The sequence below is a fragment of the Streptomyces sp. LMG1-1-1.1 genome (assembly GCF_040815545.1).
Taxonomy (GTDB): domain Bacteria; phylum Actinomycetota; class Actinomycetes; order Streptomycetales; family Streptomycetaceae; genus Streptomyces.
Genome location: NZ_JBFPNH010000054.1, coordinates 327,789 through 351,579, shown reverse-complemented (window position 1 = coordinate 351,579; position 23,791 = coordinate 327,789). Strand labels below are relative to the sequence as shown.

The window sequence follows — 23,791 nt, the reverse complement described above, 5'->3', positions numbered from 1 at the left end:
TTTTATTGCAAAGAGCTCGCAAATAAACAGCAGGCAAAAGGGGTGCGGACACCGGGGGCCCCTTACACGGAGGACCCGCCTCCGTTACGCGGGCGCCGGGAGGCCCACCAGCGCGGCGACCGCGTCCTGGTGCCCACCCGCCGAACCGAGCGCGATCTGATCGGACTTGGCCCGCTTGAGCGCCAGGTGAGCCGGGTGCTCCCAGGTCATCCCGAGCCCGCCGTGCAGCTGGACGCACTCCTCGGCCGCGCGGACCGCGACCTTCGAGCAGTAGGCCTGGGCGACCGCCACGGTCAGCGGGGCGTCCGGACTGCCGGTGGCCAGGGCGTCGGCCGCGGCCCTCGCCACCGCCCTGGCGCCGACGACGTCCAGCCAGAGCTGGGCCATCCGGTGCTTGAGCGCCTGGAAGGAGCCGACGGGCCGGTTGAACTGGTGCCGCTCGCGGGTGTGCCGGACCGTCTCCTCCAGACACCACTCGGCGAGCCCGAGCTGCTCGGAGGCGAGCAGGCCCGCCCCGGCCAGCAGGCCGCGCCGCACGGCCGCACGCGCCGCGTCGGCCCCGGCGAGCCGGGTGCCGCTCCCCTCCGGCGTGGTGACCCGGGCCAGTGGCCGCGTGAGGTCGAGCGGCGTCTGCGGCTCGACCTCGGCCTCCGCGGCCGGTACGGCGTACAGGCCGTCGGCGCGCGGGACCAGGAGGACGTCGGCGATGACGGCATCGGCGACCCCGGTCACCGAGGGGCCGGACGGCGGCTCGGCGCCGGGCCCGGCCGAGAGGGGCACCGCGAGCACCGCGACCGTACGGCCGCTCGCGACACGGGCGAGGAGCTCGGGCACGACCTGTGTGCCGGTCTCGGCGCCGCCTTCGACCAGGGCGAGCAGGGTCTCGGTGGCCACGACCGCGCTCGTCAGGTACGGCACCGGGGTCACCGCGCGGCCCAGCTCCTCCAGGACGACCGCCGCCTCGCGGTGGCTCGCGCCCTGGCCGCCGAGCTTCTCGGGGACGAGGAGTCCGGCGGCGCCGATGTCGGTCGCGAGGGACGTCCACACGCCCGGCACGTACGGTCGGTCCGTCTCGACGCGGTCGAGCACCGCGCGGTGGCCGGCCCGGTCGGCGAGCAGGGCACGGACGGCCGCCCGCAGGTCGTCCTCGGTGTCGGAGTAGAGGAGGTCCGGAGTGTGCGTCATCGGGCGAGGTCCTTCCAGGCGACGTCCTTGTCGTTGCGGGGCTCGGGCGGCAGGCCGAGGACCCGTTCGGCGACGATGTTGAGGAGGACCTCGGTCGTGCCGCCCTCGATCGAGTTGCCCTTGGAGCGCAGATAGCGGTAGCCGGCGTCGCGGCCGGTGAAGTCGACCAGTTCGGGGCGGCGCATCTCCCAGTCCCCGTACAACAGCCCCTCCTCGCCGAGGAGTTCGACTTCGAGGCCGCTGATGGCCTGGTTGAGCCGGGCGAAGCCGAGCTTCATCGCGCTGCCCTCGGGCCCCGGCTGGCCCGCGACGAGCTGCTGGCGGAGCCGCTCGCCGGTGAACCGGGCCACCTCGGCGTCCACCCACAGGTCGAGCAGCCGGCGGTGCAGGTCGTGGGTGCGCAGCTCGGGACGGTCGCGCCAGGTCGCGGCGAGCTTCCCGATCATGCCGCCCTCGCGCGGGATGCGGGCGCCGCCGATGGAGACCCGCTCGTTCATGAGGGTGGTCTGCGCCACGCGCCAGCCGTCGCCGACCGCGCCCAGGCGGTGCGCGTCGGGGATGCGCACGCCGGTGAGGAAGACCTCGTTGAACTCGGCCTCGCCGGTGATCTGGCGCAGCGGCCGGACCTCCACCCCGGGGTCGGTCATGTCGCACACGAAGTAGGTGATGCCCCGGTGCTTGGGCGCGTCCGGGTCGGTGCGGGCGATGAGGATGGCCCACCGCGCGACGTGGGCGCTGGAGGTCCACACCTTCTGGCCGTCGACCACCCAGGAGTCGCCGTCCCGGACGGCCCGGGTGCCGAGCGCGGCGAGGTCGGAGCCGGCGCCGGGCTCGCTGAAGAGCTGGCACCACACCTCCTCGCCCACCCACAGCGGCCGGAGGAAGCGGCGCTTGACCTCGTCGGAGCCGTGCGACAGGAGGGTGGGCGCCGCCATGCCGAGGCCGATGCCGATGCGGCGCGGGTCGTTGTCCGGGGCGCCCGCGGCGGCGAGTTCGGCGTCGACGACGGCCTGGAGCGCGCGGGGCGCGTCGAGGCCGCCGAGGCCCACGGGGTAGTGCACCCAGGCGAGTCCGGCGTCGAAGCGCGCCTTCAGGAAGTCGGTGCGGTCGGTGGTGGCGGGCGGGTGCTCGTCCAGCAACCGCCTGACGAGGGAGCGGAGTCCGTCGGCGTCGGTCATGCGCCGGCTCCTTCCGGGAGGACGACCAGGCGGCCGGTGGTGGTGCCGTCGGCGACGCGCTGCACGGCGTCCGCCGCGCCCGCGAAGGGGACGCGTTCGCCGATGAGCGGCTTGATCAGGCCCTTGGCCGCGTAGGCCGTGAGGGTCTCGTGGCAGCGGCCGATCGACGCCGGGTCCTTCGCCGCGTACAGGCCCCAGTGGAGGCCGAGGATCGAGTAGTTCTTCACCAGGGCGTGGTTGAGGGCCGGGGCGGGGACGGTGCCGCCGGCGAAGCCGACGATCACGATCCGTCCCTCGAAGGCGACGCACTTGGCGGACTGCTGGTAGGCCTGGCCGCCGACCGGGTCGTAGATCACGTCGGCGCCCCGGCCGCCGGTCGCGGCCTTGACGGCGGCGACGACGTCCTCGGAGCGCCGGTCGATCACGAGGTCGCAGCCGAGGGCGCGGGCGACGGCCGCCTTCTCGGGGCCGCCGACGACGCCGATGACGGTAGCGCCGGCCGCCTTGCCGAGCTGGACGGCGGCGCTGCCGACGCCGCCGGCCGCCGCGTGGACGAGGAGGGTCTCGCCCTCCCGCAGGGCGGCGCGGCGGTGCAGGCCGAACCAGCCGGTCTGGTAGCCGACGTGGAGCGCGGCGGCCTCAGCGTCGTCGAGCGCCTCGGGCGCGGGGAGGAGCCCGGCGGCGTCGGCGAGGGTGTACTCGGCGAAGCCGCCGTGCGGGAGGGCCGCGGTGGCGATGACCCGGCGGCCGTCCTCGGTCTCGGCGCAGACCTCGACGCCGGGGGTGAAGGGCAGCGGGGGCCGCACCTGGTAGTGGCCGCGGCAGAGCAGCGCGTCGGGGAAGTTGACGTTCGCGGCGCGGACCTTCAGGAGGACCTGGCCGTCTCCGGGCGTGGGCGGCTCCACCTCCTCGCGGCGCATCACCGCGCCGGGTTCGCCGTTCTCGTACACACGCCATGCCTGCATCCGGAATGCCTCCTCCGTACCGAGCGGTCGGTGGCATACTAAGCGGTCGCTTGCCCCGGAGGGAACGGGTCAGCCCGACTTCTTGGGGCGCGCCCTGACGTGCATGCGCTCCCCCTGCGGCCCGAACAGGCTCAGGAACTCCACCGGCCCGTCGGGCGTCGGCCCGAACCAGTGCGGTACGCGCGTGTCGAACTCGGCCGCCTCCCCCGCCGTCAGGACCACGTCGTGCTCCCCGAGTACCAGCCGAAGCTTCCCGGAGAGCACGTACACCCACTCGTACCCCTCGTGCACCCGCGGCTCCGGGGCCTCGTGGGGCTTCTCCTGGATCACCTTGTACGCCTGGAGCCCGCCGGGCTGCCGGGTCAGCGGGAACATCGTGCGGCCGTGGCGCACGATCGGCTTCGCCTTGACCCGGGGATCGCCCACCGCCGGGGCGCCGACCAGCTCGTCGAGCGGCACCTGATGGGCGCGGGCCAGCGGCAGCAGCAGTTCCAGGCTGGGCCTGCGCTGCCCGGACTCCAGCCGGGAGAGGGTGCTCACGGAGATGCCGGTCGCGGCGGACAGCTCGGCCAGGGTCACTCCCCGGTCGCGGCGGACCCGGCGGAGCCGAGGGCCCACCTCGTTCAGCACGGCGTCGATGCGGTCGTCTTCGCTCATGCCTCCAGTGTTGCAGAAACGGCAACATTCCTTGCCGGCCAGGCCTGCCCTGACCGACGCTCGGCCCCATGGACACTCGAACGAACGACATCGACGGCACCTACGACGTGGTGGTGGTCGGCGGCGGCGCAGCCGGCCTCAGCGCCGCACTGGTCCTCGGCCGGTCGCGGCGGCGGACCCTGGTGATCGACGCCGGCGAGCCGCGCAACGCGCCCGCCGCGCACATGCAGGGCGTCCTGTCCCGGGACGGGACGAGCCCGGCGGACTACCTGGCGGCCGGGCGGGCGGAGATCGCCGCGTACGGGGTGGAGTGGCGGTCCGGCCGGGTGACGGGCGCGGCGACCGACGGACGGGGCGGTTTCACCGTCGACCTCGCGGACGGGAGGGCCGTCGCCGCGCGACGGCTCGTCGTCACGACCGGCCTCGTCGACGAGGACCTGCCGGACGTCGAGGGGCTCGCCGACCGGTGGGGGCGGGACGTGCTGCACTGCCCGTACTGCCACGGCTGGGAGGTCCGCGACCGGCCCTTCGGGGTGATAGCCCACCCGGAGTCGCCCGCCCACCAGGCGCTGGTGGTCGCGCACTGGTCGAAGGACGTGACCCTCTTCCTGCACACGGCCGCCGAACCGTCCGCGCGGGACGCGGCCCTGCTCGACGCGGCCGGGGTCGAGGTCGTCCGGGGCACGGTGGCGGGGCTGGTCGTGGCGGACGACCGGCTGACCGGTGTGCGGATGGCCGACGGACGGATCGTCCCCCGCTCCGTGGTCTTCGCCGCGGCGGCGCGCCTCGCGCCGCGTGACGGCGTCCTGCGCCGGCTGGGCGCCGAGCTGCGGACGACGCCGTTCGGGGAGTTCGTCGCCGTCGACGAGACCGGCCGGACGAGCGTGCCCGGCGTGTGGGCGGCCGGGAACGTGACGGGCCCCCACGAGCAGGTGGTCAACGCGGTCAGCGGGGGCTACCGGGCCGGCGTCGCCGTCAACGGCGAGCTGCTGTTCGCCGACCTGGAGGAGAAGGCGGCCGGTCGGCCGACCGGATGAACCCCCACGGCTGCGGCTGCGCCCTCCCGGCGGAAGGACGAGGATCGGCCATGGTGGCCGCATTCGGCCGACTACGACGGAAGGACGGAACACCTCCCATGCTCGGTACGCAGTTCACCCAGGGCTCCCCCAGCTGGATCGACCTCGGCAGCCCCGACACCGGGGCGGCCGCCGCCTTCTACGGCGCCGTCTTCGGCTGGAACTTCGAGTCCGCCGGCCCCGACGCGGGCGGCTACGGCTTCTTCCGGCAGGACGGGATGATCGTCGGCGCCCTCGGCCCGCTCACCGAGAAGGACGCCCACAGCGCCTGGACGGTGTACTTCCAGACCTCGGACGCCGACCGCACCGCGAAGGCCGCCGCGGACGCCGGCGGCACGGTGCGCGTCCCGGCCTTCGACGTCATGGAAGCCGGCCGCATGGCCTGCCTCACCGACCCGGGCGGCGCCGAGTTCGCCGTCTGGCAGCCGTCGGCCGTCCGGGGCCTGGAACGGACCTCGTCCACCCACACCCTCGTCTGGGCCGAACTGCACGTCGCCGATCCGGAGTCCGTACTCGGCTTCTACCGCACCCTGTTCGGCTGGCGCTGGGCGGAGATGGAGGCACCCGGCATGGCGTACCGGGTGATCTCCACCGCCGACGGCGACCAGGAGGACGCCTCGTTCGGCGGCGCCGCCGAGCTCCAGGGCCCGACGCCGCACTGGGTGCCGTACTTCGCGGTCGAGGACGCCGACGCCATCGCCCGATCGGCGCAGGGCAACGGCGGCTCGGTCGTCATGCCCGCGGCCGACATCCCGGACGTCGGCCGGATCGCCTGGCTCGCCGACCCCTTCGGCGCGACCTTCGCCGTCCTGAAGCCCGAGCCGATGGGCTGACCGCCCGCCGGGGCGGGCGGTCCGTCAGCGGGCGAACAGCTCGAAGGTCACCGCCGGGCGCCCGCCGAACCGGTCCGCCGCGCGTCCCGTCGCCGAGGCGAGGAACGACCGGACGTACTCCTCCGGGTCCTGGTCCGTCAGGGCCTCGATGTACGCGCGGTGGCACAGCAGCGAGCGGATCGCGCGGTCCAGCCCCGGGCCCGCGTCGACGGCGTGGGTCGGGGTGGCGGACGCGGCCACCGCCACCCAGCGCACCCCGTTCCACGGCTCCAGACCCTGTTCGGTCAGCTCGGGGAAGATCCAGCGGTTGCCCGCGTCGGCGGCGGCGTCCAGGGTGGCGCGCCCGACGGCGAGGTGGTCCGGGGTGTTCCAGGGGGCGCCCGGGCCACCGCCCCAGGTGTCACGGTGGTTGAGGGTGAGGACGAGCTCCGGGCGGTGGCGGCGGATCGCGGCCGCGATGTCGCGGCGCAGCCCGAGCCCGTACTCGATCACCCCGTCGCGGTGGTCGAGGAACTCGACGGTGTGCACGCCGACGACGGCGGCGCTGTCCCGCTGCTCCCGCTCGCGCAGCGGCCCGCAGACGTCCGGGGCGAGCGAGTCGATGCCCGCCTCCCCGCGCGTGGCGAGGACGTACACGACCTCCTTCCCGGCGTCCGTCCACTCCGCGACGGCCGCCGCGCAGCCGTACTCCAGGTCGTCGGGGTGGGCGACCACGGCGAGGGCGCGCCGCCAGTCGCCGGGCATCTCCGGGAGGTCCGTGGCAGGGGTGTCGATCATGACCGCAGGATACGGGCCGCGTCCGCCGCCGTCGGGCGGAACGACCCGGAGAGGATCACCGAACGCGAGACGTGCCGGGGGCGGTCGGGGTTGAGGCCGCGCCGGGAGGCGAGCGCCACGGCGAGCCGCTGGGCGCGGACCAGCGCGGCGACCGGATCGATGGCGTCGGCGGCGAACAGGGCGCCCGTGGACTCCACTTCCTCCCGCAGGCCCGAGGGCGCGGGCCCGAGGCACCACACGAGGCTGACCCGGTCGCTGATGCTGATCGGGCCGTGCCGGTACTCCATCGCCGCGTACGACTCCGTCCAGACGCGGGCCGTCTCGCGCAGCTTGAGGGCCGCCTCGTCGGCGAGCCCGACGGTCCAGCCGGTGCCGAGGAAGGTGAACTGGCCGCGCCGCTCCCAGAGGGCGGGCAGCCGCTCGTACAGGACGAGTTCGGCGTCCGCGATCGACGGTCCGAGGTCCACCCCGAGCCCCGCGCGCAGGAGTTGGAGGGCCGTGGTGGCGAACCGGGTCTGGACGACGGAGCGTTCGTCGGCGAAGCCCAGGTCGACGATCCGGTCGGCGAGCCGCCCGGCGGGGCTCGCGGGCACCCCGGTGAGGACGAGGGCCGGGACGCGGCCGGCCGCCGCGGCGAGCAGGTCCACGACCTCCGTGGTGGTGCCGGACCGGGTGAGGGCGACGATCCGGTCGTAGCCGCGGCCCAGCGGCGTGGTGTCCGAGGCGGGGAAGGCGTCGGTCTCCCCCGCCCCCAGGGACTCGCGCAGGGCGGCGTAGGCGCGGGCGATGAAGTACGAGGTGCCGCAGCCGACGACCGCCACGCGCTCGCCGCGGGCCGGCAGCAGGTCGCCGTGCCGGCCGGCGACGTCGGCGGCACGGCGCCAGCAGTCCGGCTGGCCGGCGATCTCCGCGCTGACGTGGGTGCTCATGTCCGGGGTCCTCTCCTCGCGGGCTCCCCGCACGGGGTCCGGACCGATTTCTACCGGCATCCGCCGGGAGCACACCATGTGCATCGGGTGGTCACCGCTTGGACTTTCGCGCGGCACCGCGCCCCGCGAGGTCAGACCTCGCCGCGGGCCAGCGAGAGGAGCCGGTCGAGCACGCGCGGCCCGCCGGCCCGCACCCCGTCGTGCTCGAACTCGTCGGTCACCCAGGTCCGCAGCCCGCGCACGGCCCGCGCCGTCTCCAGGGAGTGCGCGGTGTCCACGTACAGGTCGTCGTGGTAGACGGCGGCCGCGACCGGGACCTGGTTGGCGGCGAGGCGCTCCGGGTCGTAGAGCGGCGTCCAGTCGTCGCGTTCGGCGAGCCGTTCGGCGGTCTCGCGGAGCGGGCGCAGGGCGGGGTCGGTGGTGAAGTGCCAGGGGTGCACGGTCTCGCCGGTGAAGAGGAGCGGCGCTCCCGAGGCGAGCGCCGTACGGGCGTCGAACTCGGGGTACTCCGCGCGGACGCGTTCGGCGGCCCAGCCGGTGGGCCCCGTCCCCTGGGCGTAGATGGCCTCGTGGAGCACGGCGTAGAGCGGGTGACCCGCGTACGAGAGGTGTGCCTGGACCTGTTCCAGGAAGGCGTCGGCGAGCGCGGGGCCGCTCGGGGTGGGGACGAAGGCGCCCTCCAGGAGCAGGTGGAGCTGGTGGGTGCCGTCGCCGGAGCCGAGGAGGATGCCGAGGGACTGGAAGGCCTCGGCGGTGAGGAGGCCGCCGCCGGGCAGGGCGACCTCCCGGTCGAGGAGGTGGGCGACGATCGCGCGGGCCCGTTCGGCGTCCTGCGGGTAGCGGGCGAAGTGGGCTTCGTTCTTGCGCCGGATGCGCGGGTAGGCGGCGCGGTAGACCTCGTCGGCGGTGGCGTCCAGGGAGGGCAGGCCGCCGGTGACGAGGACGGTGTCGAGGCCCTCGGGCGCGGTGGAGAGGTAGTGGGTGGCGCAGAATCCGCCGAAGCTCTGGCCGAGGACGGTCCAGGGGGCGCCGCCGGTGAGCCGGCGGCGGATCAGCTCGCAGTCCTTGACGATGGAGTCGGCGCGGAAGTGGGCGAGGTAGTCGGCCTGCTCGGCCGGGGTGCCGCGGAGCGGCAGGGTCTGGCGGTTGGCGGGGGTGGAGCGGCCGGTGCCGCGCTGGTCGAGGAGGAGGACGCGGTACTCCCGGACCGCCCGGCCGAGCCAGGCCTGCGGTCCGATGAACCGGCGGGCGCCGAAACCGGGTCCGCCCTCCAGGTAGACCAGCCAGGGCAGCCGTTCGCGGTCCTTCCCGGCCTGTCCGGTCGCGACGACCTCGCGGCCGTAGACCTCGATCCGCTCGCCGTCGGGGCGGGCGTGGTCGAGGGGGACGGGGAATCGGTGGTCGGTCAGGACGAGTCCCGGCTGCCGGTACGTGGTCACGCTGTGCCTGCTCCTGTTCGGTACGCCCCCGCGAGGACAGTGGATCACACGGCGGGGGCCTGCCGGGGCCGGGCGGCCTCGGAAGGCCGGGGGTGTCAGGAGGCGGGGAAGTCGTCCGCGGTCCTGATCCGGGCGCGGATCCGGACGCCGGAGCGGGCTCCAGGGAGGCCGGGCCGCGTCAGGGCGGAAGGAGGCCCTTGGCGACGAGGTAGTTCCGCGCCACGTCCTCCGGAAGCCGCCGCCAGCTGTCCACCCGCTCGTTGAGATGCGCCAGATCGGCTGTGGTCAGGACCGCGTTGAGCCGGTCGAGGGCGCCCGTGACGCCGGCGCTCCCGGCGCGGGCGCGGTTGACCACCGGTACGACGAAGTCGGCGTTCTGGAGCTTCTTGTCGTCGGCGAGCAGGACGAGTCCGAAGTCGTCGAGCGTGGCGTCGGTGCTCGTGGTGAGCATCAGCTGGGCCTGGCCGCTCTGGACCGCCTGCTTCGACGGGGTGGTCCCGACGCCCTTGGGATCGACCGCGGTCACGTCGATGCCGTAGACCTCCTTCAGACCGGGGGCGCAGTACGGCCGCCGGACGCACTCGTCCCCGGCCGCGAGGCGGACGGGGAGCCGGGCGGCTCCGAGGTCGCTCAGCGTCGTCAGGCGGTGTTCGGCGGCGTAGGCCGCGGTGACGGCGAAGGCGTTCTGGTCGACCGCGCGCCCGGGGTCGAGGACGGTGAGCCCGCGCGGCCCCGCGAGGGCCCGCAGGGCGCTCATGGTGGCGGCCAGGTCGGGCGAGCCCACGGTCGGCGCGTCCGCTCCGTTGGCCTTGGCGTTCAGCCAGTCGGCGAAGGTGGCCGCGTACTCCGGCACGACGTCGATCCGACCGTTCTCCAGGGCCGGTTCGTACAGCTCCCGGTTCGAGACGGAGAGGAGCTTCGTGCGGTACCCGGCCTCCTGGAGCAGCAGCGCGTACATCTCGGCGAGCAGGTCGCTCTCGGTGAATCCGGCCGAACCGACGATCAGCTCGCGGCTGTCGCCGGGCGGAACCGCGACCGCGTCCCGGTCCTCCAGCGACGGACCCTCGGCGCAGCCGCCCGCGACCCCGGCGAGCGCCAGGAGGCAGACGGCGAGCGCGGCGCCGCGGACCGGCCTCACGCCCCGCTCCCGCGCGCCCCTGATGGGGCCAGGCGCAGGGCCCCCTCGAAGACCCCCTCCACGAGGAGCGCGAGCACCGCGACCAGAAAGGCCCCGGCGACGACCTGCGGGGTCGAGGCGAGATTGAACCCGGCGGTGATGATCCGGCCGAGCCCTCCGCCGCCCGCGAGCGCGGCCACCGTGGCGGTGGCCACCAGCTGGACGGCGGCGATCCGCACCCCGGTGAGGATCAGCGGCAGCGCCAGCGGCACTTCGACCCGGACGAGCGTCTGGCGGCCGGTCATGCCCATGCCCCGGGCGGCCCGAACGACGTCGGCGTCGACCCCGCGCATCCCTACGTACGCGTTGGTCAGCAGCGGCGGCACGGCGAACAGGACGAGGGCGATCACCGTCGGCCACTGCCCGTGCGTGCCGAGCGGACTCAGCAGGAGCAGCACGAGGACGGCGAAGGTGGGGACGGCCCGGCCGGCGTTCGCCACGTTCACGGCCAGTGCGCCGCCCTTGCCCAGGTGACCGAGGACCAGCGCGACGGGCAGGGCGATCAGGCAGCTGAGCAGCAGGCAGACGACCGTGAGGAAGAGGTGCTCACCAAGCCGGTTCCAGACCCCGTTCTCGCCGGACCAGTTCGCGGCGGTGGTCAGCCACGACCAGGCGTCGGCGAGGGCCGTCACGACGCCCGCCCGCGGGTCCACGGCGTCAGCAGCCGCTGCGCGCCGAGCAGCAGCACGTCCGCGACGACGGCGATGACGACGCACAGCGCAGACGCGGTGAGGACCTGCGCCTTGAAGTAGGTGTTCATCCCCGCGTAGATGAGGTTCCCGAGGCCGCCGTGCCCGACGATCGCGCCGATCGTGACCAGCGAGATCGCGGACACGGTCGCCATCCGGAGCCCCGCCATCGCGGCGGGCACGGCGAGCGGAAGTTCGACGGCGAGGAGCAGCCGGATCGGGCCGTATCCGAGTCCGCGCGCCGCCTGCCGGGTCTCCTCGGGCACGGCGCGGAGCCCCGCGAGGATGTTCCGGACGAGCAGGGTGAGGGAGTACAGGACGAGCCCCGCCACGACGAGGGCGGCCGACAGGCCGTACGCGGGCAGGAGCAGCGAGAACATCGCCAGCGCGGGGATCGTGTACAGCACGGTGGTGATCCCGAGCACCGGCCCCGCCGCCCACCGCCAGCGGCGCGCCGCGACCGCGAGGGGCAGCGCCAGCAGCAGGCCGAGGGCGACGGACGCCCCGGCCAGTTCGAGGTGCTGGACGACCGCGTCGGCGAGGATCTCGCTCCGGGTGGAGACGTACGCCCCGCAGATCCACTCGTTGCGGGCGAGGCAGTCGTCGGGCGGCGCGGTCACCCTCCCATTCGAGACGGCCCGCGGACACCGCGCACGCCCGGCCGGGCCGTTCGGGGGCCGCTCGGGCCCCGGCGACGCCCCGGCCTCGGCGCCGGTCGGTCGGTCACATGTGGCCGTTGAGGACGGAGAGGACGTTGCCCGCCGGGTCCTTGAACCAGGCGATCTCCGGTCCGCCGCCCGCGTTCCGCACGATGCCCTTGTCGTCGGCCTCGAAGCCGGGGTAGCGCTCCAGGGTGACGCCGCGCTGCGTGAGCTCGTCGACGGCCGCGTCGATGTCGTCGACCGCGAAGTTCAGGATCGTGAAGGAGGCGGGGGCGTGGTCCTCCTTGGGGTAGACGAAGACCGGTGCCCCGCCGGCGAGGGTCAGGATGAGCATGCGCATCTCGCCCTCGCCGCGTTCCTCCACCGTGAGGCCGAGGGTCTCGCCGTAGAACCGCCGGGCGGCGTCCAGGTCGTCGACCGAGAAGCCGCTGAATGCCGAGGTCTCGCCGAACATGGCGTACTCCCTTCCGGGGGACTCTGCCGAGGCCCCCTTCCAGGATCCGCCGAAGGACCGCGGGCCGCTCAGGGGGCGATCGGCAGCTGCCGCTTGTGCTCGGTGAGCTCGTAGCGGCGGACGATCGTCGCGTAGGCGGCCTCCGCGACCGGCTTGCCCTGCAGGAAGTCGTCGATGTCGTCGTACGTGACGCCCAGCGCGTCCTCGTCGGCCTTGCCCGGGTCGAGGGTCTCCAGGTCGGCCGTGGGGGTCTTCCACACCAGTTCGGCGGGGGCGCCCAGCTCGTCGGCGACGGCGCGGACGCGCCGCTTGGTCAGGCCGGTGAGCGGGACGACGTCGGCGGCGCCGTCGCCGAACTTGGTGAAGAAGCCGGAGACGGCCTCGGCGGCGTGGTCGGTGCCGACGACGAGACCGTCGTGGGCGCCGGCGACCGCGTACTGGGCGATCATCCGCTGCCGGGCCTTGATGTTGCCCTGTACGAAGTCCTGGTGGTGGGCGTCGCGGAAGGCGACCCCTCCGGCGAGGCAGGCCTCCAGGGCCGCGTCGCTCGCCGCCTTCACGTCGACGGTGAGGACCCGGTCGGCGCGGATGAAGCCGAGGGCGGTCTGCGCGTCCTTCTCGTCGGCCTGGACGCCGTACGGCAGCCGCATCGCGTAGAAGGTGGCGTCGTGACCGGCGGCGCGGGCCCGCTCCACGGCGAGCTGGCAGAGCCGCCCCGCGGTCGTGGAGTCGACGCCGCCGCTGATGCCGAGGACGAGGGAGCGCAGGCCGGTGGAGGTGAGCCGCTCGGCGAGGAAGGCCACCCGGCGTTCGATCTCCGTCGCCGGGTCGAAGGTGTCGGACACCTGGAGGTCCCGGGCGATCTGCTGCTGGAGGGCGGTGGGCGCCGGGTCGGTCACGGAGGTCTCCTCGTCAGGGGCGGTCGGCGGCGGACCGGGGTGTTCGGGACGTACGGGATGTACGGGATGTACGGGGCGGCACACCGGGTTGTACGGCGTGCACCGGGGTCGACTCTACGCGGCGCGCCTCCGGGGCACGCCCGCCCCGGTCAGCCCGCGGATGCCTCCGGGGTGCACAGCACCTCGACCCGCTGGACGAGGTTGTTCGCGAAGCCGCCGCGGTTCCAGGGCGGGGTGAGCGGCTGGACGTTGCCGTCGGCGTCGGTGGCCCGGACGGTGAGGTGGCGCAGTCCCGGGGTCGCGGTCCAGGTGGTGTGCCAGGCGGACCAGGCCCAGGGGTGGGCGGGGTCCGGTGCGAGTTCGGCGCCGGTCCAGACTGCCCCGCCGTCCTCGCTGACCTCGACGCGGGTGACCGGTCCGTGGCCGGACCAGGCGCGTCCGGTCAGGGTGACGGGGCCGGGGCGGACGACCCGGGTGCGGGACATGAAGTCCGGGAAGCCGGGCGGCACCATCAGGGCGCGGGGTGCGATGAGGGTGACGGGCTCCCCCGGGTCGGCCGCCTCCTGGCGCAGGCGGTAGGCGACGCTCTGCTGGAAGCCGGTGTACGGGGTGTCGGTGAGCGTGATGTCGTGCAGCCACTTCACGTGGGCCATGCCGTACCAGCCGGGGACGACGAGCCGCAGGGGGCTGCCGTGCTGCGGGGGCAGCGGCGCGCCGTTCATCGCGTACGCGACGAGGACGTCGCGGGCGGGGTCGGCGGCCGTCGAGAGGGGCAGGGCGCGCCGGTAGTCCTGCTCGACACCCCGCTCGACGCCGTGGTCGGCGCCCGTGAACACCGCCTCGACGGCGTCCTCGGCGGTCCCTGCCTCCGCGAGGAGCGCGGCCAGCGGGACGCCGGTCCAGTCGGCGGTGCCGACGGCCTCGACGAGCCAGGGCTGGCTGACGGGCCGGGGCGTGAGCCTGGCCCGGCCGTTGCCCGCGCACTCCAGGGTCACCCGGCGGGTGACGGCGGGACGGGCGCGGAGCGCGTCCAGGTCGAGGGAGAGCGGCCGGAGCACCCGGCCGCCGACGGTGAGCCGCCAGCCGTCCGCGTCCGTGGCGGGGATGTCGTAGTGCACCAGGACGTAGTGCAGCCCCGGTGGGGTGACGTCGTACCGCAGGGCCTCCAGCGGGAGTCCGTGGTTGCGGGCGGCGAGGGCCAGCTCGTGCTCGCTGACGCCCTCCTCGGGGTCGGCCACGCGCCCCGGCGCGCTGATGTCGCCCAGGCCGCTGAGGGATCCGTCCATGCCTTCATGGTGCGCCGCGCCCCGGGACCCGGCACCCCGGGCCGTCAGCCGTACCGGGGGCCGCGCAGGGCGCGGTCGAGGCCGTCCTGGGGGAGGCCGGTGAGGGCGCGGACGAAGATCTCCTCGTAGGCGGGTTCGCCGATCGACGCGCGCACGGTGTCGGTGTACTTCTCGTGGAGGGCCCGCAGGCCCGGCAGGCCGCGCCGGGGCTGGCCGGTGGAGCGCCAGTAGGCCTCGCCGGTGCCGGAGACGTCGGCCGCGCGCTCGCCGTCGCCGGCCGCGGCGAGCGCGGTGGCGAGGACGTCGAGGCCGAGGGCGACGCCGAGGCTGGCGCCGAGGCTGCGGGTCCCTTCGAGCATGGCGCGGGCGTGTCCCGAGGCGGCCGCGGGGTCGCCTTCCAGGAGGCCGGTGAGGGCGAGCTGGTACTCCAGCGCGGTGCGGGTCCAGTGCTCGTCGAGCTCCCTGCACCGGTCGCGCAGGGCGAGCGCGCGGTCCCGGGCCTCGTCGAGCCGGCCGAGGCCGGTGAGGGCGAAGACCCGCACGAGGTGGCAGCGGAGCCGGGCGGCGGAGTCGGCGGGGCCGCCCGGCGCGGCGTCGAGGACATGGCCCACGACGACGTACGCGGCCATGGCGCGGCCGGTGGTCAGGGCGAGGAGCCCGGCGAGGGCGGCGGCGTCGAGGGTGAGGTCACCGGGCCGGTCGCGCACGCTGCCGCGGCGGGGTCCCGCGTGGTCGGCGTATCCCGCGTCCGCCGCGAGCCCGGCCTGTTCGGCGGCCTCCGCGTGCCGTGCCTCGCGGGCGCACCGCTCGCTGACGTCCTGGGCGGGTCCGAACTCGCCCTGGAGGACGAGGGTGACGCCGAGGGCCCACAGGGCGCGGGCCCGGACGCGGCCGCGGACGCCGCTGAGCAGCAGGGCCTGTTCGAGGCCGTCGCGGGCCTCCCTGAGGCGGCCTCGGCAGGACCAGGCGAAGGCGACGGAGCCGACGAGGTCGAGGGCGGCGTCGGGGTCGGTGCGGAGCAGCCGGTCGAGGGCGGTGCGCAGGTCGGTGTGGTGGGCGTCGACCGTCCGGTACCAGCGCAGCTGGCGGGCGCCGTGCCACTCCGTCTCGGCCCTGCGGGCGAGGCCCCGGAAGTGGGCGGCGTGCCGCTCGGCGACGGTTCCCGTCTCACCGGTGCGGTCGAGCCAGGTCGCGCCGTACTCGCGGATCGTGTCGAGCATCCGGTGCCGTCCCGCCGCGTCGGCCGCCCGGACCACGGAGGCGCGGACGAGGCCGTCGAGGGCGCCGGGCAGGGTCGCGCGGTTCAGCGGGCCGCCGACGCACACGGCGGTCGCCGACGCGAGGTCGAACGGGCCGCGGAAGACGGAGAGCCGGGCCCACAGGAGCCGTTCGAGGGGCGCGCTCAGTTCGTGGCTCCAGCCGATCGCGGCGCGCAGGGTCTGGTGGCGGCTCGGCCAGACGCGTTCCGTGTGGGCGAGCAGGTCGAGGCGGGTGCCCGGCGGGGCGTCGAAGCGGCTGCCGAGCTGGTCACGGACGGCCTCGGCGCCCTGGAGTCGGATCTGGGCGGCGGCCAGTTCCAGGGCGAGCGGGATGCCTTCGAGGCGTACGCAGATCTCGCCGGCCGGTCCCGCGGCGGGGAAGTCCTCGCCCGCGGCCCTCCGGAGCAGTTCGAGGGCGTCCTGGCCGGCGGGCGGCAGCGGGTCGAGGGCGATGACGTGCTCGCCCTCGACGCCGAGGGGGCGCCGGCTGGTGGCGAGCACGGTGAGTCCGGGTGCGGCGGCGAGCAGTTCGGTGACGAGCCGCGCGCAGGGTTCGGCGAGGTGCTCGCAGGAGTCGAGGACGAGCAGCAACCGGTCGTCGGCGAGCCGCCGGCAGAGTCCGGTGGTCGCCATGCCCGGTGTGTGGTCCGACAGGTCGACGGAGTCGGCGACGAGCGCGACGAGCAGCCGGTCGCCGTCGAGCGGGGTGAGATCGGTCCACCACGCCCCGTCGGGGTACCCGTCGGCGACGCGGTGCGCCGCACGGAGCGCGAGGCGGGTCTTGCCCACTCCCCCGACGCCGGTCACGGTGACGAGGCGGTGCTCCGTCAACGCGACGGATATTCGCTCCAGTTCCGTGCGGCGCCCCACGAAACCGGGGTTCTCGTCCGGCAGATGTCCACGCACGGGAGCAGTGTCCCTCATGAACGCCGTGAACGGGGGTGCGGAGTCCGTTCGTTACCCACCTTCGACCCTGACGACCACCGAGTGCCATCCCTGTGCGCCGTCCGGCATGGTGGGGGTGCGCCGTTCGGGCTGGGTGGCGCCGGTGCCGTCGGTGGCGCGGACGGTGAGGGTGTGGCGGCCGGGGGTGGCGGTCCAGGGGTAGGCCCACTGGCGCCAGATGTCGCGGCTGTCCTCGGCGGCGAGGGTGGCGTCGTGCCAGGGTCCGTCGTCGATCCGCACCTCGACGCGGCGGATGCCCCGGTGCTGGGCCCAGGCGACGCCGGCGACCATGACGGTGCCGGCGGCGGGGCGGGCGAGGGAGCGGGGGGTGTCGATGCGGGACTGGGTCTTGACGGGGGCCTGGGCGGCCCAGCCGCGGGGGACCCAGTAGGCGTCGTAGGCGTCGAAGGTGGTGAGTTCGATGGACCGGATCCACTTGCAGGCGGAGACGTAGCCGTAGAGGCCGGGGACGACCATGCGGACGGGGAAGCCGTGGGCGAACGGCAGGGGTTCGCCGTTCATGCCGAAGGCGAGGAGGGCGTCGCGGCCGTCCATCACCTCCTCGACGGGGGTGCCGATGGTCATGCCGTCGACGGAGCGGGCGACCAGCTGGTCGGCCGGGCCGCCCTCGGAGGGCGGGCGGACGCCGGCCTCGCGGAGCAGGTCGGCGAGGCGTACGCCGAGCCAGCGGGCGTTGCCGACGTACGGGCCGCCGACCTCGTTCGAGACGCAGGCCAGTGTGATGTCCCGCTCGACCGTGGTCCGAGCCGTCAACTCCTCCAGGCTGTAGGTGCGTTCCTCGCGCACGCCGTCGCCGTACAGGCGCAGCCGCCAGCGGTCGGCATCGACCTTCGGGACCACCAGCGCGGTGTCGACGCGGTAGAAGTCGCGGTTGGGGGTGACGAAGGGGCTGATGCCGGGCACACGGAGCTGCGCACCGGCGGGCACGGCGGGCGCGGGCGAGTCCGGCCGGGGCAGTCGCAGCGCCGCGCGGGAGGCCTCCGCGTGCTCCTGTACGGGGGTGCCGGCCGTCCTGCCGAGTGCGGCGGCACCGGTCGCGGCGAGTCCGGCGGCGCCGGCGACGATCAGGAAGCCGCGCCGGTCCGCGCTCTCGGTGCCGGGCCTCGGGGTGCGGAGGCGGCCGATCAGGACGTACAGCAGTGCCGCGCCGGCGGCGGCCCCTACGAGGGAGGGCACGGCGTCCACGGCGGAGTCCGAGTCGGGGCGGGTGACGGCGGCGAGCGCCCCGAGGACGCCGAAGGCGCCGACGGCCGCCGCGCCGAGCCTGCGGTGGCGCAGCGCGAGCAGCCCGACGCCGAGGGCGAGGAGCCCGAGGAGGATGAGGATGCCGAGCTGGAGGACGGCCTTGTCGTTCTCGCCGAAGGCGCGGATCGCCCACTCCTTCAGGCCGGCGGGCGTCCGGTCGACGACCGCGCCGCCGACGGCCGGCACGGGGCCCGCCTCGGGCCGTACCCGGGCGGCGACGACGTCCGCGACGGCCAGCGACACGTACGCGGAGATCAGGCCGCCGAGCGCGGCGAGGAGCCGGTCGGTGCGGGTGGGCTCGTACACCGGCTCGCGCGCGGTCCTGGTGGCGTTCATGGTGGGTACTTCGGCACGCCGGGCCGCCGGGGCTGGTCCCCGCGGGGTGCTTCACCCGGATGGCCGAGCGAACGGGCCGGCGCGCCGCGCGCTGCGGGGCCTCCCGCCGATCAGGTCGGGCTCGCCGGGCCTGATCGGCGGGACGCACCTCCTACGGCTTGTCGAGGTGCTCGCCGGGGGTCGCCAGGTCCTCCACCGCGTCGGCTCCTACGACCGCGCCGGTGGACTTCCTGCCGCGGCGGAGCCGGCCTTCGAGCCAGGAGGCGAAGGTGGTGAGGGCGAAGTTGAGGATGACGAAGATGACGGCGACGACGGTGAAGCAGGCGATGGTGTTGGCGCCGTAGTTGGCGCTCATCGGGCGGACGGAGGCGAGGAGTTCGGAGAAGCCGAGCATGGCGCCGCCGAGGGCGGTGTCCTTGACGATGACGACGAGCTGGCTGACCAGGGCGGGGAGCATGGCCGTGACGGACTGCGGGAGGAGGACGTACGCCATGGTCTGGCCCTTGCGCATGCCGATGGCCTTGGCCGCGTCGGTCTGGCCGGCGGGGAGGGCGAGGATGCCGGCGCGGACGACCTCGGCGAGGACGGAGGCGTTGTAGAGGACGAGGCCGGTGACGACGGCGTAGAGGGGGCGGGTGTCCGGGCTGATGTCGGTGAACTCGGAGTACGCGGCGTTGGCGAAGAGCATGAGGATCAGCACGGGGATGGCCCGGAAGAACTCGACGACGACGCCGGCCGCGCCGCGCACGGAGCGGTGGTCGGAGAGCCGGGAGACGCCGAGGAGGGCGCCCATGGGCAGTGCGATCACCATGGCGAGCCCGGCGGCGATCACCGTGTTCTTGAGGGCGGGCAGGATGTACGTCTCCCACACGCGGGCGTCGGTGAAGAAGGGCGCCCACTTGGACCATTCCAGCTGGTTCTTCGCGGCGAGGCTCGCGACGACCCACCACACGACGGCGGCGAGCGCGGCGAGGAACAGCAGGGTCCACAGGAGGTTGCGGCGCCGGGCCCGGGGGCCGGGCGCGTCGTAGAGGACCGTCGGCGTGTCCTTCACCGTTTCACCGCCACCTTCTTGGCGACCCAGCCGAGGAACAGTCCGGTGGGCAGGGTGAGGCAGAGGAACCCGACGGCGAAGATCGCGGAGATGAGGATGAGCTGGGCCTCGTTCTCGATCATCTCGCGCATCAGCAGGGCGGCTTCGGCGACGCCGATGGCGGCGGCGACGGTGGTGTTCTTGGTGAGGGCGATGAGGACGTTGGCGAGGGGGCCGACGACCGAGCGGAAGGCCTGCGGGAGCACGATGATGCGCAGGATCTGCGGGAAGCCGAGGCCGATGGCGCGGGCCGCCTCGACCTGGCCGAGGGGGACGGTGTTGATGCCCGAGCGGAGGGCCTCGCAGACGAAGGCGCTGGTGTAGGCGGTGAGGCCGAGGACGGCGAGCCGGAAGTTGATGACGGTGAACCGGTCGGCTCCCAGGCTGACGCCGAGGGTCTGGAAGAGGCCGAGCGAGGTGAAGACGATGATGACGGTGAGGGGGATGTTGCGGACGATGTTGACGTAGACGGTGCCGAAGCCCCGCATGAGGGGGACGGGGCTGACGCGCATGGCGGCCAGCATCGTCCCCCAGACCAGGGAGCCGATCGCGGAGTAGACGGTCAGCTGGACGGTGGTCCAGAAGGCTCCCAGCAGGTCGTAGCCTTCGAGGAAGTCGAACACGGCGGCCGGCTCACTTGACGATGACGCCGATCTTCGGGGCCGGTTCGTTCTCGTAGCCGGCGGGCCCGAAGTTCTTCTTGACCGCCGCTTCCCAGGAGCCGTCGGCGACCATCTTCTCCAGGGCGGTGTTGATCTTCGCCTTGAGTTCGCTGCCCTTCTGGACGCCGATGCCGTAGTTCTCGTTGCTCATCTCGAAGCCGCCGAGCTTGAACTTGCCCTTGAACTCGGGCTGCGAGGCGTATCCGGCGAGGATCGAGTCGTCGGTCGTGACGGCGTCGATGACGCCGTTCTCCAGTCCGGTCAGGCACTCGGAGTAGCCGCCGTACTCCTGGAGCTGGGCGTCGGGGGCGATCTTGTCCTTGACGTTCTGCGCGGACGTCGAGCCCGTGACCGAGCAGAGCTTCTTGTTGTTCAGGTCGGACGGCTTCTTGATCGAGTCGTCATCGGCCCTGATCAGCACGTCCTGGTGGGCGAGGAGATAGGGGCCCGCGAAGTCGACCTTCTCGGCGCGCTTGTCGTTGATCGAGTACGAGGCCGCGATGAAGTCCACGTCCCCGCGCTGGAGCAGCGTCTCCCGGTCGGCGCTCTTGGCCTCCTTCCACACGATGTCGGACGGGTCGTGGCCGAGCTGCTTGGCGATGTAGGTCGCCACGTCGACGTCGAAGCCGGTGTAGTCGCCGTCAGGGGTCTTCAGGCCGATGCCGGGCTGGTCGTACTTGATGCCGATGGTGATCTCGTCGCCGCCGCCGTGGTCGCGGGGCGCGCCGCCGGCGGCGCCGTGCGCGAAGCCGGCGGAGGTGAAGGAGAGGACGACGGCCGCGGCGACGGCCACGGTGGCCCTGCTGGTCCTGAGCGGGTTCATGAGGATCACCCCTGGGGCTGCTGGTCGGGCGGCTTCCGCGGGTTCAGTGGTGGAGGATCTTGGAGAGGAAGTCCTTGGCGCGGTCGCTGCGCGGGTTGCTGAAGAACTCGTCCGGGGTCGTCTCCTCGACGATCTTCCCGTCGGCCATGAAGACGACCCGGTTGGCGGCGGAGCGGGCGAAGCCCATCTCGTGGGTGACGACCACCATCGTCATGCCGTCCCTGGCCAGTTGCTGCATGACCTCCAGTACCTCGTTGATCATCTCGGGGTCGAGCGCGGAGGTCGGCTCGTCGAAGAGCATCACCTTCGGATCCATGGCGAGGGCGCGGGCGATGGCCACGCGCTGCTGCTGGCCCCCGGAGAGCTGCGCGGGGTACTTGTCGGCCTGGTTGGCGACCCCGACCCGGTCGAGGAGGGAGCGGGCCCGCTGCTCGGCTGTCTTCCGGTCCTTCTTGCGGACCTTGGTCTGCCCCAGCGTGACGTTGTCGAGGACGGTCTTGTGCGCGAAGAGGTTGAACGACTGGAAGACCATGCCCACGTCGGCCCGCAGGGCCGCGAGCTCCCGTCCCTCGGCGGGCAGCGGGCGCCCGTCCACGACGATCTCGCCCGCGTCGATGGTCTCCAGGCGGTTGATCGCCCGGCAGAGCGTCGACTTGCCGGAGCCGGAGGGGCCGATGACCACGACCACCTCGCCGCGGTGGATCGTGAGGTCGATGGACTGGAGGACGTGCAGGCTGCCGAAGTGCTTGTCGACGCCACGCAGCACGACGAGCTCGTCACCGCCGTCCGGAACGGGCATGGCACCCTCCTGCGTCACGCCCCCGTTCTGCCGCTCCCTCCCACGTTCATGCTCCGCCCTCCACCCGCCCCGCGCACGCCGGACGGTGGGTACGGGGAGTGCACGCACGTACGCGCGCGTGTGATGCCCGGGAGGGCTTCACGCGCGCGCGTAGGGCACGGCAGGGGTCAGGCGGCGGTCCCCTGCACGGCCAGCTCGATCAGGTCGCACACCTCGGCGGGCCGGGAGGCCAGCGAGGCGTGGCTCGCGTCGAGCTCGATCACCTTGCGCGGGTTCATGCGCTGGGCCATGCGCCGCTCGTTGTCGGGGTGGATCATGCGGTCCTCGGTGGAGACCTGGTACCAGCACGGCTTGACCCGCCAGGCCGGCTCGGTGACCGTGTCCCCGAAGGTGGAGGCGAGCGGGGCCTTCTGCGTGACGGCCATGACCAGGGCCTCGTCCTCGGTGAGGTCCTGGGCGAAGCTCTCGTGGAACCTGTCCGGCTCGACCCAGAGGTAGCCGTCGGAGTCGGGCGCGATGTTCTCGAAGGCTGCCGGCGGATGCTCCTGGCTGATCTGGCCGGGGCTCTCGCCGGCGTCGGGGGCGAAGGCGGCGATGTAGACGAGGGCGGTGACGTTGGGCAGGTCGCCCGCCTCGGTGATCACGGCGCCGCCGTAGGAGTGGCCGACGAGGACGACGGGGCCGTCGACCTGCTTGACCATCTTCCGGGTGCGTTCGGCGTCGTCGGCGAGGGAGGTGAGCGGGTTCTCGACGGCGCGCAGCTTGTCGTAGCCGCGCTTCCTCAGCTCGACGATGACCTCGGCCCAGTGGGCGGCGCCGCCCCAGAAGCCGTGCACCAGGACGATCGTGGGCTTGTCTGCCATGGGTTGCGTACCGATCTGCGCGAGGGATGGATCCCGCCCCTGGTCCCGCCCCGTGACCCCCGCGGCCACGCTACGGGCAGGGTGGCGGAGCCGCACGTCCGGCGGTCTCCCCGGGTGCCGGAGACCCGCCGCCGCCCGCTTCCGGGCGCCGGGCCGCCGGACGCCTGCGCACCTCGGCGCCCTGGCGGACACTGGGGGTGGAGTCGAGTGTGCGAGGAGGGTCCGCCATGAGCATTTCCGCACCCAAGGTCAGCACGTTGCCGCCGGAGCACCGGGAGCGCCTGATGGCGTTCGCCGTGGACGTGTACTTCGATTCCGGCCACCGCCTCTTCGAGGAGCAGCAGCACGCCGACCGGTTCTGGATCGTGAAGACGGGCGCCGTGACGCTCGACGCGAAGGTGCCGGGCCGCGGGTCGCCCGTGATCGAGACCCTCCGCCACGGCGAGCTGGTGGGCCTGTCCTGGCTGTTCCCGCCGTATCTGTGCCAGTCGGGGGCCGAGGCGATGACGCCCGTGCGGGCGTACGAGTTCGACGCGCAGGCCGTCCGGTCGATGTGCCGCTCGGACACGGAGTTCGGCGCGGCGGTCGTGTTCTGGGTGGGTGCGATCCTGGCCCACCGTCTCCATGTGACCCGGGTCCGGCTCCTGGACCTCTACGCCCCCCACGGGAGCGGCATCCTGGCGTGAGCCGTGCCCCCTTCCGTGTACGGCGCGGAAGGGGGCACGGCGCGGGGACGCCGGTCAGTTCACGAAGACGGCGGGGCTGCCTGCCTGGCTGGTGTCCAGGACGGGCCCGTACTTCGCGGAGAAGTATCCGCTGCCGGGACAGGTGCCCGGTCCGCTGGTCTTGCTGAACAGCTGGTCGGTGAAGGTGAGCGAGTTGTCCGTGTTGGAGGGCGTGGCGGTGAGGCTCGTGGCGCGGTAGACGCAGGTCGTCAGGCCGAGGATGGTGTTGATCTTCAGGGTGGTCTGGATCGGGCCCGCGGCTCCCGCGGTGACGGTGAGCGCCCCGCCGGAGGCGACGGCGGCGACGAAGGGCAGGTTGTTGACGGTGATGCTCTGGACGCCCGTCGCGCCGACGATGTTGGTGGTGCAGCTGCTCAGGGTGTGAGCGGTGACGGACTCGGTGGCGGTGCCGGGCGCGGCGGGGTTGCCGGTCACGGTGGCGGTGAAGGCCGAGGTGCTGCAGGTGATGCCGGTGCTGCCGCCGGCCGTGGTGGCGATCCTGGCCTTGGTCCCGGTCGAGAGCGAGGCGGAGAGGACGTCGCCGACGGCGACGGAGGTGCCGCCCGCGCCGCCGGTGGTGAGGACGTCGCCGGCGGCGGCGCCCGAGGCGCCGGCCTGGGCGGTCGCGGCCAAGGTGGCGGTGACGGCGAGGCCGATGGAGACGAGGAGAGCGCGCTTGCGCATGAGGGTGCTTCCTTCCGTACGGAGTGGGGGTGCGGAACTCGGCTGTGCTCGGCGGTGCGCGTGGGTACGCGGGGAGTTCTGGGGCAGCGCGGACCGGTGCGGGGGTGGTACCGGGCGCACTTGGGGATGC

24 protein-coding genes are annotated in these 23,791 nt (G+C 73.9%); 3 read left to right on the top strand and 21 right to left on the bottom strand.

Annotation, left to right across the window (positions count from 1 at the left end):
- Positions 1-84: 84 nt before the first annotated feature.
- The 4 genes from MRBLMG1_RS29455 to MRBLMG1_RS29440 form a co-directional block, all read right to left on the bottom strand.
- Positions 85-1,185: an acyl-CoA dehydrogenase family protein gene (locus tag MRBLMG1_RS29455; protein ID WP_367827183.1), complete on the bottom strand. Its 1,101-nt coding sequence runs from the start codon at positions 1,183-1,185 to the stop codon at positions 85-87.
- A complete protein-coding gene (locus tag MRBLMG1_RS29450) occupies positions 1,182-2,363 on the bottom strand; it encodes an acyl-CoA dehydrogenase family protein (RefSeq protein WP_367827182.1) in 1,182 nt (393 codons plus the stop codon). Before MRBLMG1_RS29450 ends, MRBLMG1_RS29455 begins: the two co-directional genes overlap by 4 nt.
- Entirely contained in the window at positions 2,360-3,328 is a 969-nt protein-coding gene (locus tag MRBLMG1_RS29445) for an NADPH:quinone oxidoreductase family protein (protein ID WP_367827181.1), read from the bottom strand. Before MRBLMG1_RS29445 ends, MRBLMG1_RS29450 begins: the two co-directional genes overlap by 4 nt.
- A 69-nt stretch (positions 3,329-3,397) precedes the next feature.
- Positions 3,398-3,985: a helix-turn-helix domain-containing protein gene (locus MRBLMG1_RS29440; RefSeq protein ID WP_367827180.1), complete on the bottom strand. Its 588-nt coding sequence runs from the start codon at positions 3,983-3,985 to the stop codon at positions 3,398-3,400.
- A gap of 68 nt (positions 3,986-4,053) precedes the next feature.
- On the opposite strand from MRBLMG1_RS29440, the gene MRBLMG1_RS29435 reads away from it, so the two are divergent.
- Positions 4,054-5,022 carry an NAD(P)/FAD-dependent oxidoreductase gene (locus MRBLMG1_RS29435; protein ID WP_367827179.1) on the top strand — a complete coding sequence of 323 codons (969 nt, stop codon included), beginning with the start codon at positions 4,054-4,056 and terminating at the stop codon, positions 5,020-5,022.
- Positions 5,023-5,120: 98 nt separating this feature from the next.
- Positions 5,121-5,894: a VOC family protein gene (locus MRBLMG1_RS29430; protein ID WP_367827178.1), complete on the top strand. Its 774-nt coding sequence runs from the start codon at positions 5,121-5,123 to the stop codon at positions 5,892-5,894.
- 24 nt (positions 5,895-5,918) lie between these two features.
- Here MRBLMG1_RS29430 and MRBLMG1_RS29425 read toward each other — a convergent pair whose 3' ends face one another.
- The 16 genes from MRBLMG1_RS29425 to MRBLMG1_RS29350 form a co-directional block, all read right to left on the bottom strand.
- Positions 5,919-6,671 (bottom strand): PIG-L deacetylase family protein, encoded by a 753-nt coding sequence (locus tag MRBLMG1_RS29425; RefSeq protein WP_367827177.1) that lies wholly within the window; start codon positions 6,669-6,671, stop codon positions 5,919-5,921.
- Positions 6,668-7,600 carry an SIS domain-containing protein gene (locus MRBLMG1_RS29420; RefSeq protein WP_367827176.1) on the bottom strand — a complete coding sequence of 311 codons (933 nt, stop codon included), beginning with the start codon at positions 7,598-7,600 and terminating at the stop codon, positions 6,668-6,670. Before MRBLMG1_RS29420 ends, MRBLMG1_RS29425 begins: the two co-directional genes overlap by 4 nt.
- A gap of 131 nt (positions 7,601-7,731) precedes the next feature.
- Complete coding sequence (locus MRBLMG1_RS29415) at positions 7,732-9,039, bottom strand: alpha/beta fold hydrolase (protein WP_367827175.1); 1,308 nt, start codon at positions 9,037-9,039, stop codon at positions 7,732-7,734.
- A 178-nt stretch (positions 9,040-9,217) separates the two neighbouring features.
- On the bottom strand, positions 9,218-10,177 hold the full coding sequence (locus tag MRBLMG1_RS29410; protein ID WP_414721671.1) for an ABC transporter substrate-binding protein: 960 nt from the start codon (positions 10,175-10,177) through the stop codon (positions 9,218-9,220).
- Positions 10,174-10,848: an ABC transporter permease gene (locus tag MRBLMG1_RS29405; protein ID WP_367827213.1), complete on the bottom strand. Its 675-nt coding sequence runs from the start codon at positions 10,846-10,848 to the stop codon at positions 10,174-10,176. Before MRBLMG1_RS29405 ends, MRBLMG1_RS29410 begins: the two co-directional genes overlap by 4 nt.
- Positions 10,845-11,525, bottom strand: coding sequence for an ABC transporter permease (locus MRBLMG1_RS29400; protein WP_367827174.1), 681 nt, complete (start codon positions 11,523-11,525; stop codon positions 10,845-10,847). Before MRBLMG1_RS29400 ends, MRBLMG1_RS29405 begins: the two co-directional genes overlap by 4 nt.
- A 103-nt stretch (positions 11,526-11,628) precedes the next feature.
- Positions 11,629-12,021: a VOC family protein gene (locus MRBLMG1_RS29395; protein ID WP_367827173.1), complete on the bottom strand. Its 393-nt coding sequence runs from the start codon at positions 12,019-12,021 to the stop codon at positions 11,629-11,631.
- Between the two features lie 68 nt (positions 12,022-12,089).
- On the bottom strand, positions 12,090-12,920 hold the full coding sequence (nadE, locus tag MRBLMG1_RS29390; RefSeq protein ID WP_367827172.1) for an ammonia-dependent NAD(+) synthetase: 831 nt from the start codon (positions 12,918-12,920) through the stop codon (positions 12,090-12,092).
- A gap of 149 nt (positions 12,921-13,069) precedes the next feature.
- Positions 13,070-14,206: a sulfite oxidase gene (locus MRBLMG1_RS29385; protein WP_367827171.1), complete on the bottom strand. Its 1,137-nt coding sequence runs from the start codon at positions 14,204-14,206 to the stop codon at positions 13,070-13,072.
- A 44-nt stretch (positions 14,207-14,250) separates the two neighbouring features.
- Positions 14,251-16,389 (bottom strand): ATP-binding protein, encoded by a 2,139-nt coding sequence (locus tag MRBLMG1_RS29380; RefSeq protein ID WP_414721670.1) that lies wholly within the window; start codon positions 16,387-16,389, stop codon positions 14,251-14,253.
- 33 nt (positions 16,390-16,422) lie between these two features.
- Positions 16,423-18,012, bottom strand: a complete 1,590-nt coding sequence (locus MRBLMG1_RS29375) for a molybdopterin-dependent oxidoreductase (protein ID WP_367827169.1) — start codon at positions 18,010-18,012, stop codon at positions 16,423-16,425.
- Positions 18,013-18,163: 151 nt separating this feature from the next.
- Positions 18,164-19,066 carry an amino acid ABC transporter permease gene (locus MRBLMG1_RS29370; protein ID WP_367827168.1) on the bottom strand — a complete coding sequence of 301 codons (903 nt, stop codon included), beginning with the start codon at positions 19,064-19,066 and terminating at the stop codon, positions 18,164-18,166.
- Positions 19,063-19,728, bottom strand: coding sequence for an amino acid ABC transporter permease (locus MRBLMG1_RS29365; RefSeq protein WP_367827167.1), 666 nt, complete (start codon positions 19,726-19,728; stop codon positions 19,063-19,065). The genes MRBLMG1_RS29370 and MRBLMG1_RS29365 overlap by 4 nt, the downstream gene beginning before the upstream one ends.
- A gap of 10 nt (positions 19,729-19,738) precedes the next feature.
- Positions 19,739-20,590 (bottom strand): glutamate ABC transporter substrate-binding protein, encoded by an 852-nt coding sequence (locus MRBLMG1_RS29360; RefSeq protein ID WP_367827166.1) that lies wholly within the window; start codon positions 20,588-20,590, stop codon positions 19,739-19,741.
- Between the two features lie 43 nt (positions 20,591-20,633).
- Positions 20,634-21,389 (bottom strand): amino acid ABC transporter ATP-binding protein, encoded by a 756-nt coding sequence (locus MRBLMG1_RS29355; RefSeq protein WP_367827165.1) that lies wholly within the window; start codon positions 21,387-21,389, stop codon positions 20,634-20,636.
- Between the two features lie 167 nt (positions 21,390-21,556).
- Positions 21,557-22,252: an alpha/beta hydrolase gene (locus MRBLMG1_RS29350; RefSeq protein ID WP_367827164.1), complete on the bottom strand. Its 696-nt coding sequence runs from the start codon at positions 22,250-22,252 to the stop codon at positions 21,557-21,559.
- Between the two features lie 227 nt (positions 22,253-22,479).
- Between MRBLMG1_RS29350 and MRBLMG1_RS29345 the strand changes: the two genes are divergently transcribed.
- Positions 22,480-22,938, top strand: coding sequence for a Crp/Fnr family transcriptional regulator (locus tag MRBLMG1_RS29345; protein ID WP_367827163.1), 459 nt, complete (start codon positions 22,480-22,482; stop codon positions 22,936-22,938).
- A gap of 54 nt (positions 22,939-22,992) precedes the next feature.
- Here MRBLMG1_RS29345 and MRBLMG1_RS29340 read toward each other — a convergent pair whose 3' ends face one another.
- Positions 22,993-23,661, bottom strand: coding sequence for a Tat pathway signal sequence domain protein (locus MRBLMG1_RS29340; protein ID WP_367827162.1), 669 nt, complete (start codon positions 23,659-23,661; stop codon positions 22,993-22,995).
- Positions 23,662-23,791 lie beyond the last annotated feature (130 nt).

Coding starts and splice junctions, on each gene's coding strand:
- MRBLMG1_RS29420 (WP_367827176.1), bottom strand. CDS start 7,600: ATGAGCACCCACGTCAGCGCGGAGATCGCCGGCCAGCCGGACTGCTGG.
- MRBLMG1_RS29355 (WP_367827165.1), bottom strand. CDS start 21,389: ATGCCCGTTCCGGACGGCGGTGACGAGCTCGTCGTGCTGCGTGGCGTC.
- MRBLMG1_RS29430 (WP_367827178.1), top strand. CDS start 5,121: ATGCTCGGTACGCAGTTCACCCAGGGCTCCCCCAGCTGGATCGACCTC.
- MRBLMG1_RS29380 (WP_414721670.1), bottom strand. CDS start 16,389: ATGAGGGACACTGCTCCCGTGCGTGGACATCTGCCGGACGAGAACCCC.
- MRBLMG1_RS29435 (WP_367827179.1), top strand. CDS start 4,054: ATGGACACTCGAACGAACGACATCGACGGCACCTACGACGTGGTGGTG.
- MRBLMG1_RS29395 (WP_367827173.1), bottom strand. CDS start 12,021: ATGTTCGGCGAGACCTCGGCATTCAGCGGCTTCTCGGTCGACGACCTG.
- MRBLMG1_RS29450 (WP_367827182.1), bottom strand. CDS start 2,363: ATGACCGACGCCGACGGACTCCGCTCCCTCGTCAGGCGGTTGCTGGAC.
- MRBLMG1_RS29445 (WP_367827181.1), bottom strand. CDS start 3,328: ATGCAGGCATGGCGTGTGTACGAGAACGGCGAACCCGGCGCGGTGATG.
- MRBLMG1_RS29385 (WP_367827171.1), bottom strand. CDS start 14,206: ATGGACGGATCCCTCAGCGGCCTGGGCGACATCAGCGCGCCGGGGCGC.
- MRBLMG1_RS29440 (WP_367827180.1), bottom strand. CDS start 3,985: ATGAGCGAAGACGACCGCATCGACGCCGTGCTGAACGAGGTGGGCCCT.
- MRBLMG1_RS29375 (WP_367827169.1), bottom strand. CDS start 18,012: ATGAACGCCACCAGGACCGCGCGCGAGCCGGTGTACGAGCCCACCCGC.
- MRBLMG1_RS29345 (WP_367827163.1), top strand. CDS start 22,480: ATGAGCATTTCCGCACCCAAGGTCAGCACGTTGCCGCCGGAGCACCGG.
- MRBLMG1_RS29425 (WP_367827177.1), bottom strand. CDS start 6,671: ATGATCGACACCCCTGCCACGGACCTCCCGGAGATGCCCGGCGACTGG.
- MRBLMG1_RS29350 (WP_367827164.1), bottom strand. CDS start 22,252: ATGGCAGACAAGCCCACGATCGTCCTGGTGCACGGCTTCTGGGGCGGC.
- MRBLMG1_RS29340 (WP_367827162.1), bottom strand. CDS start 23,661: ATGCGCAAGCGCGCTCTCCTCGTCTCCATCGGCCTCGCCGTCACCGCC.
- MRBLMG1_RS29360 (WP_367827166.1), bottom strand. CDS start 20,590: ATGAACCCGCTCAGGACCAGCAGGGCCACCGTGGCCGTCGCCGCGGCC.
- MRBLMG1_RS29455 (WP_367827183.1), bottom strand. CDS start 1,185: ATGACGCACACTCCGGACCTCCTCTACTCCGACACCGAGGACGACCTG.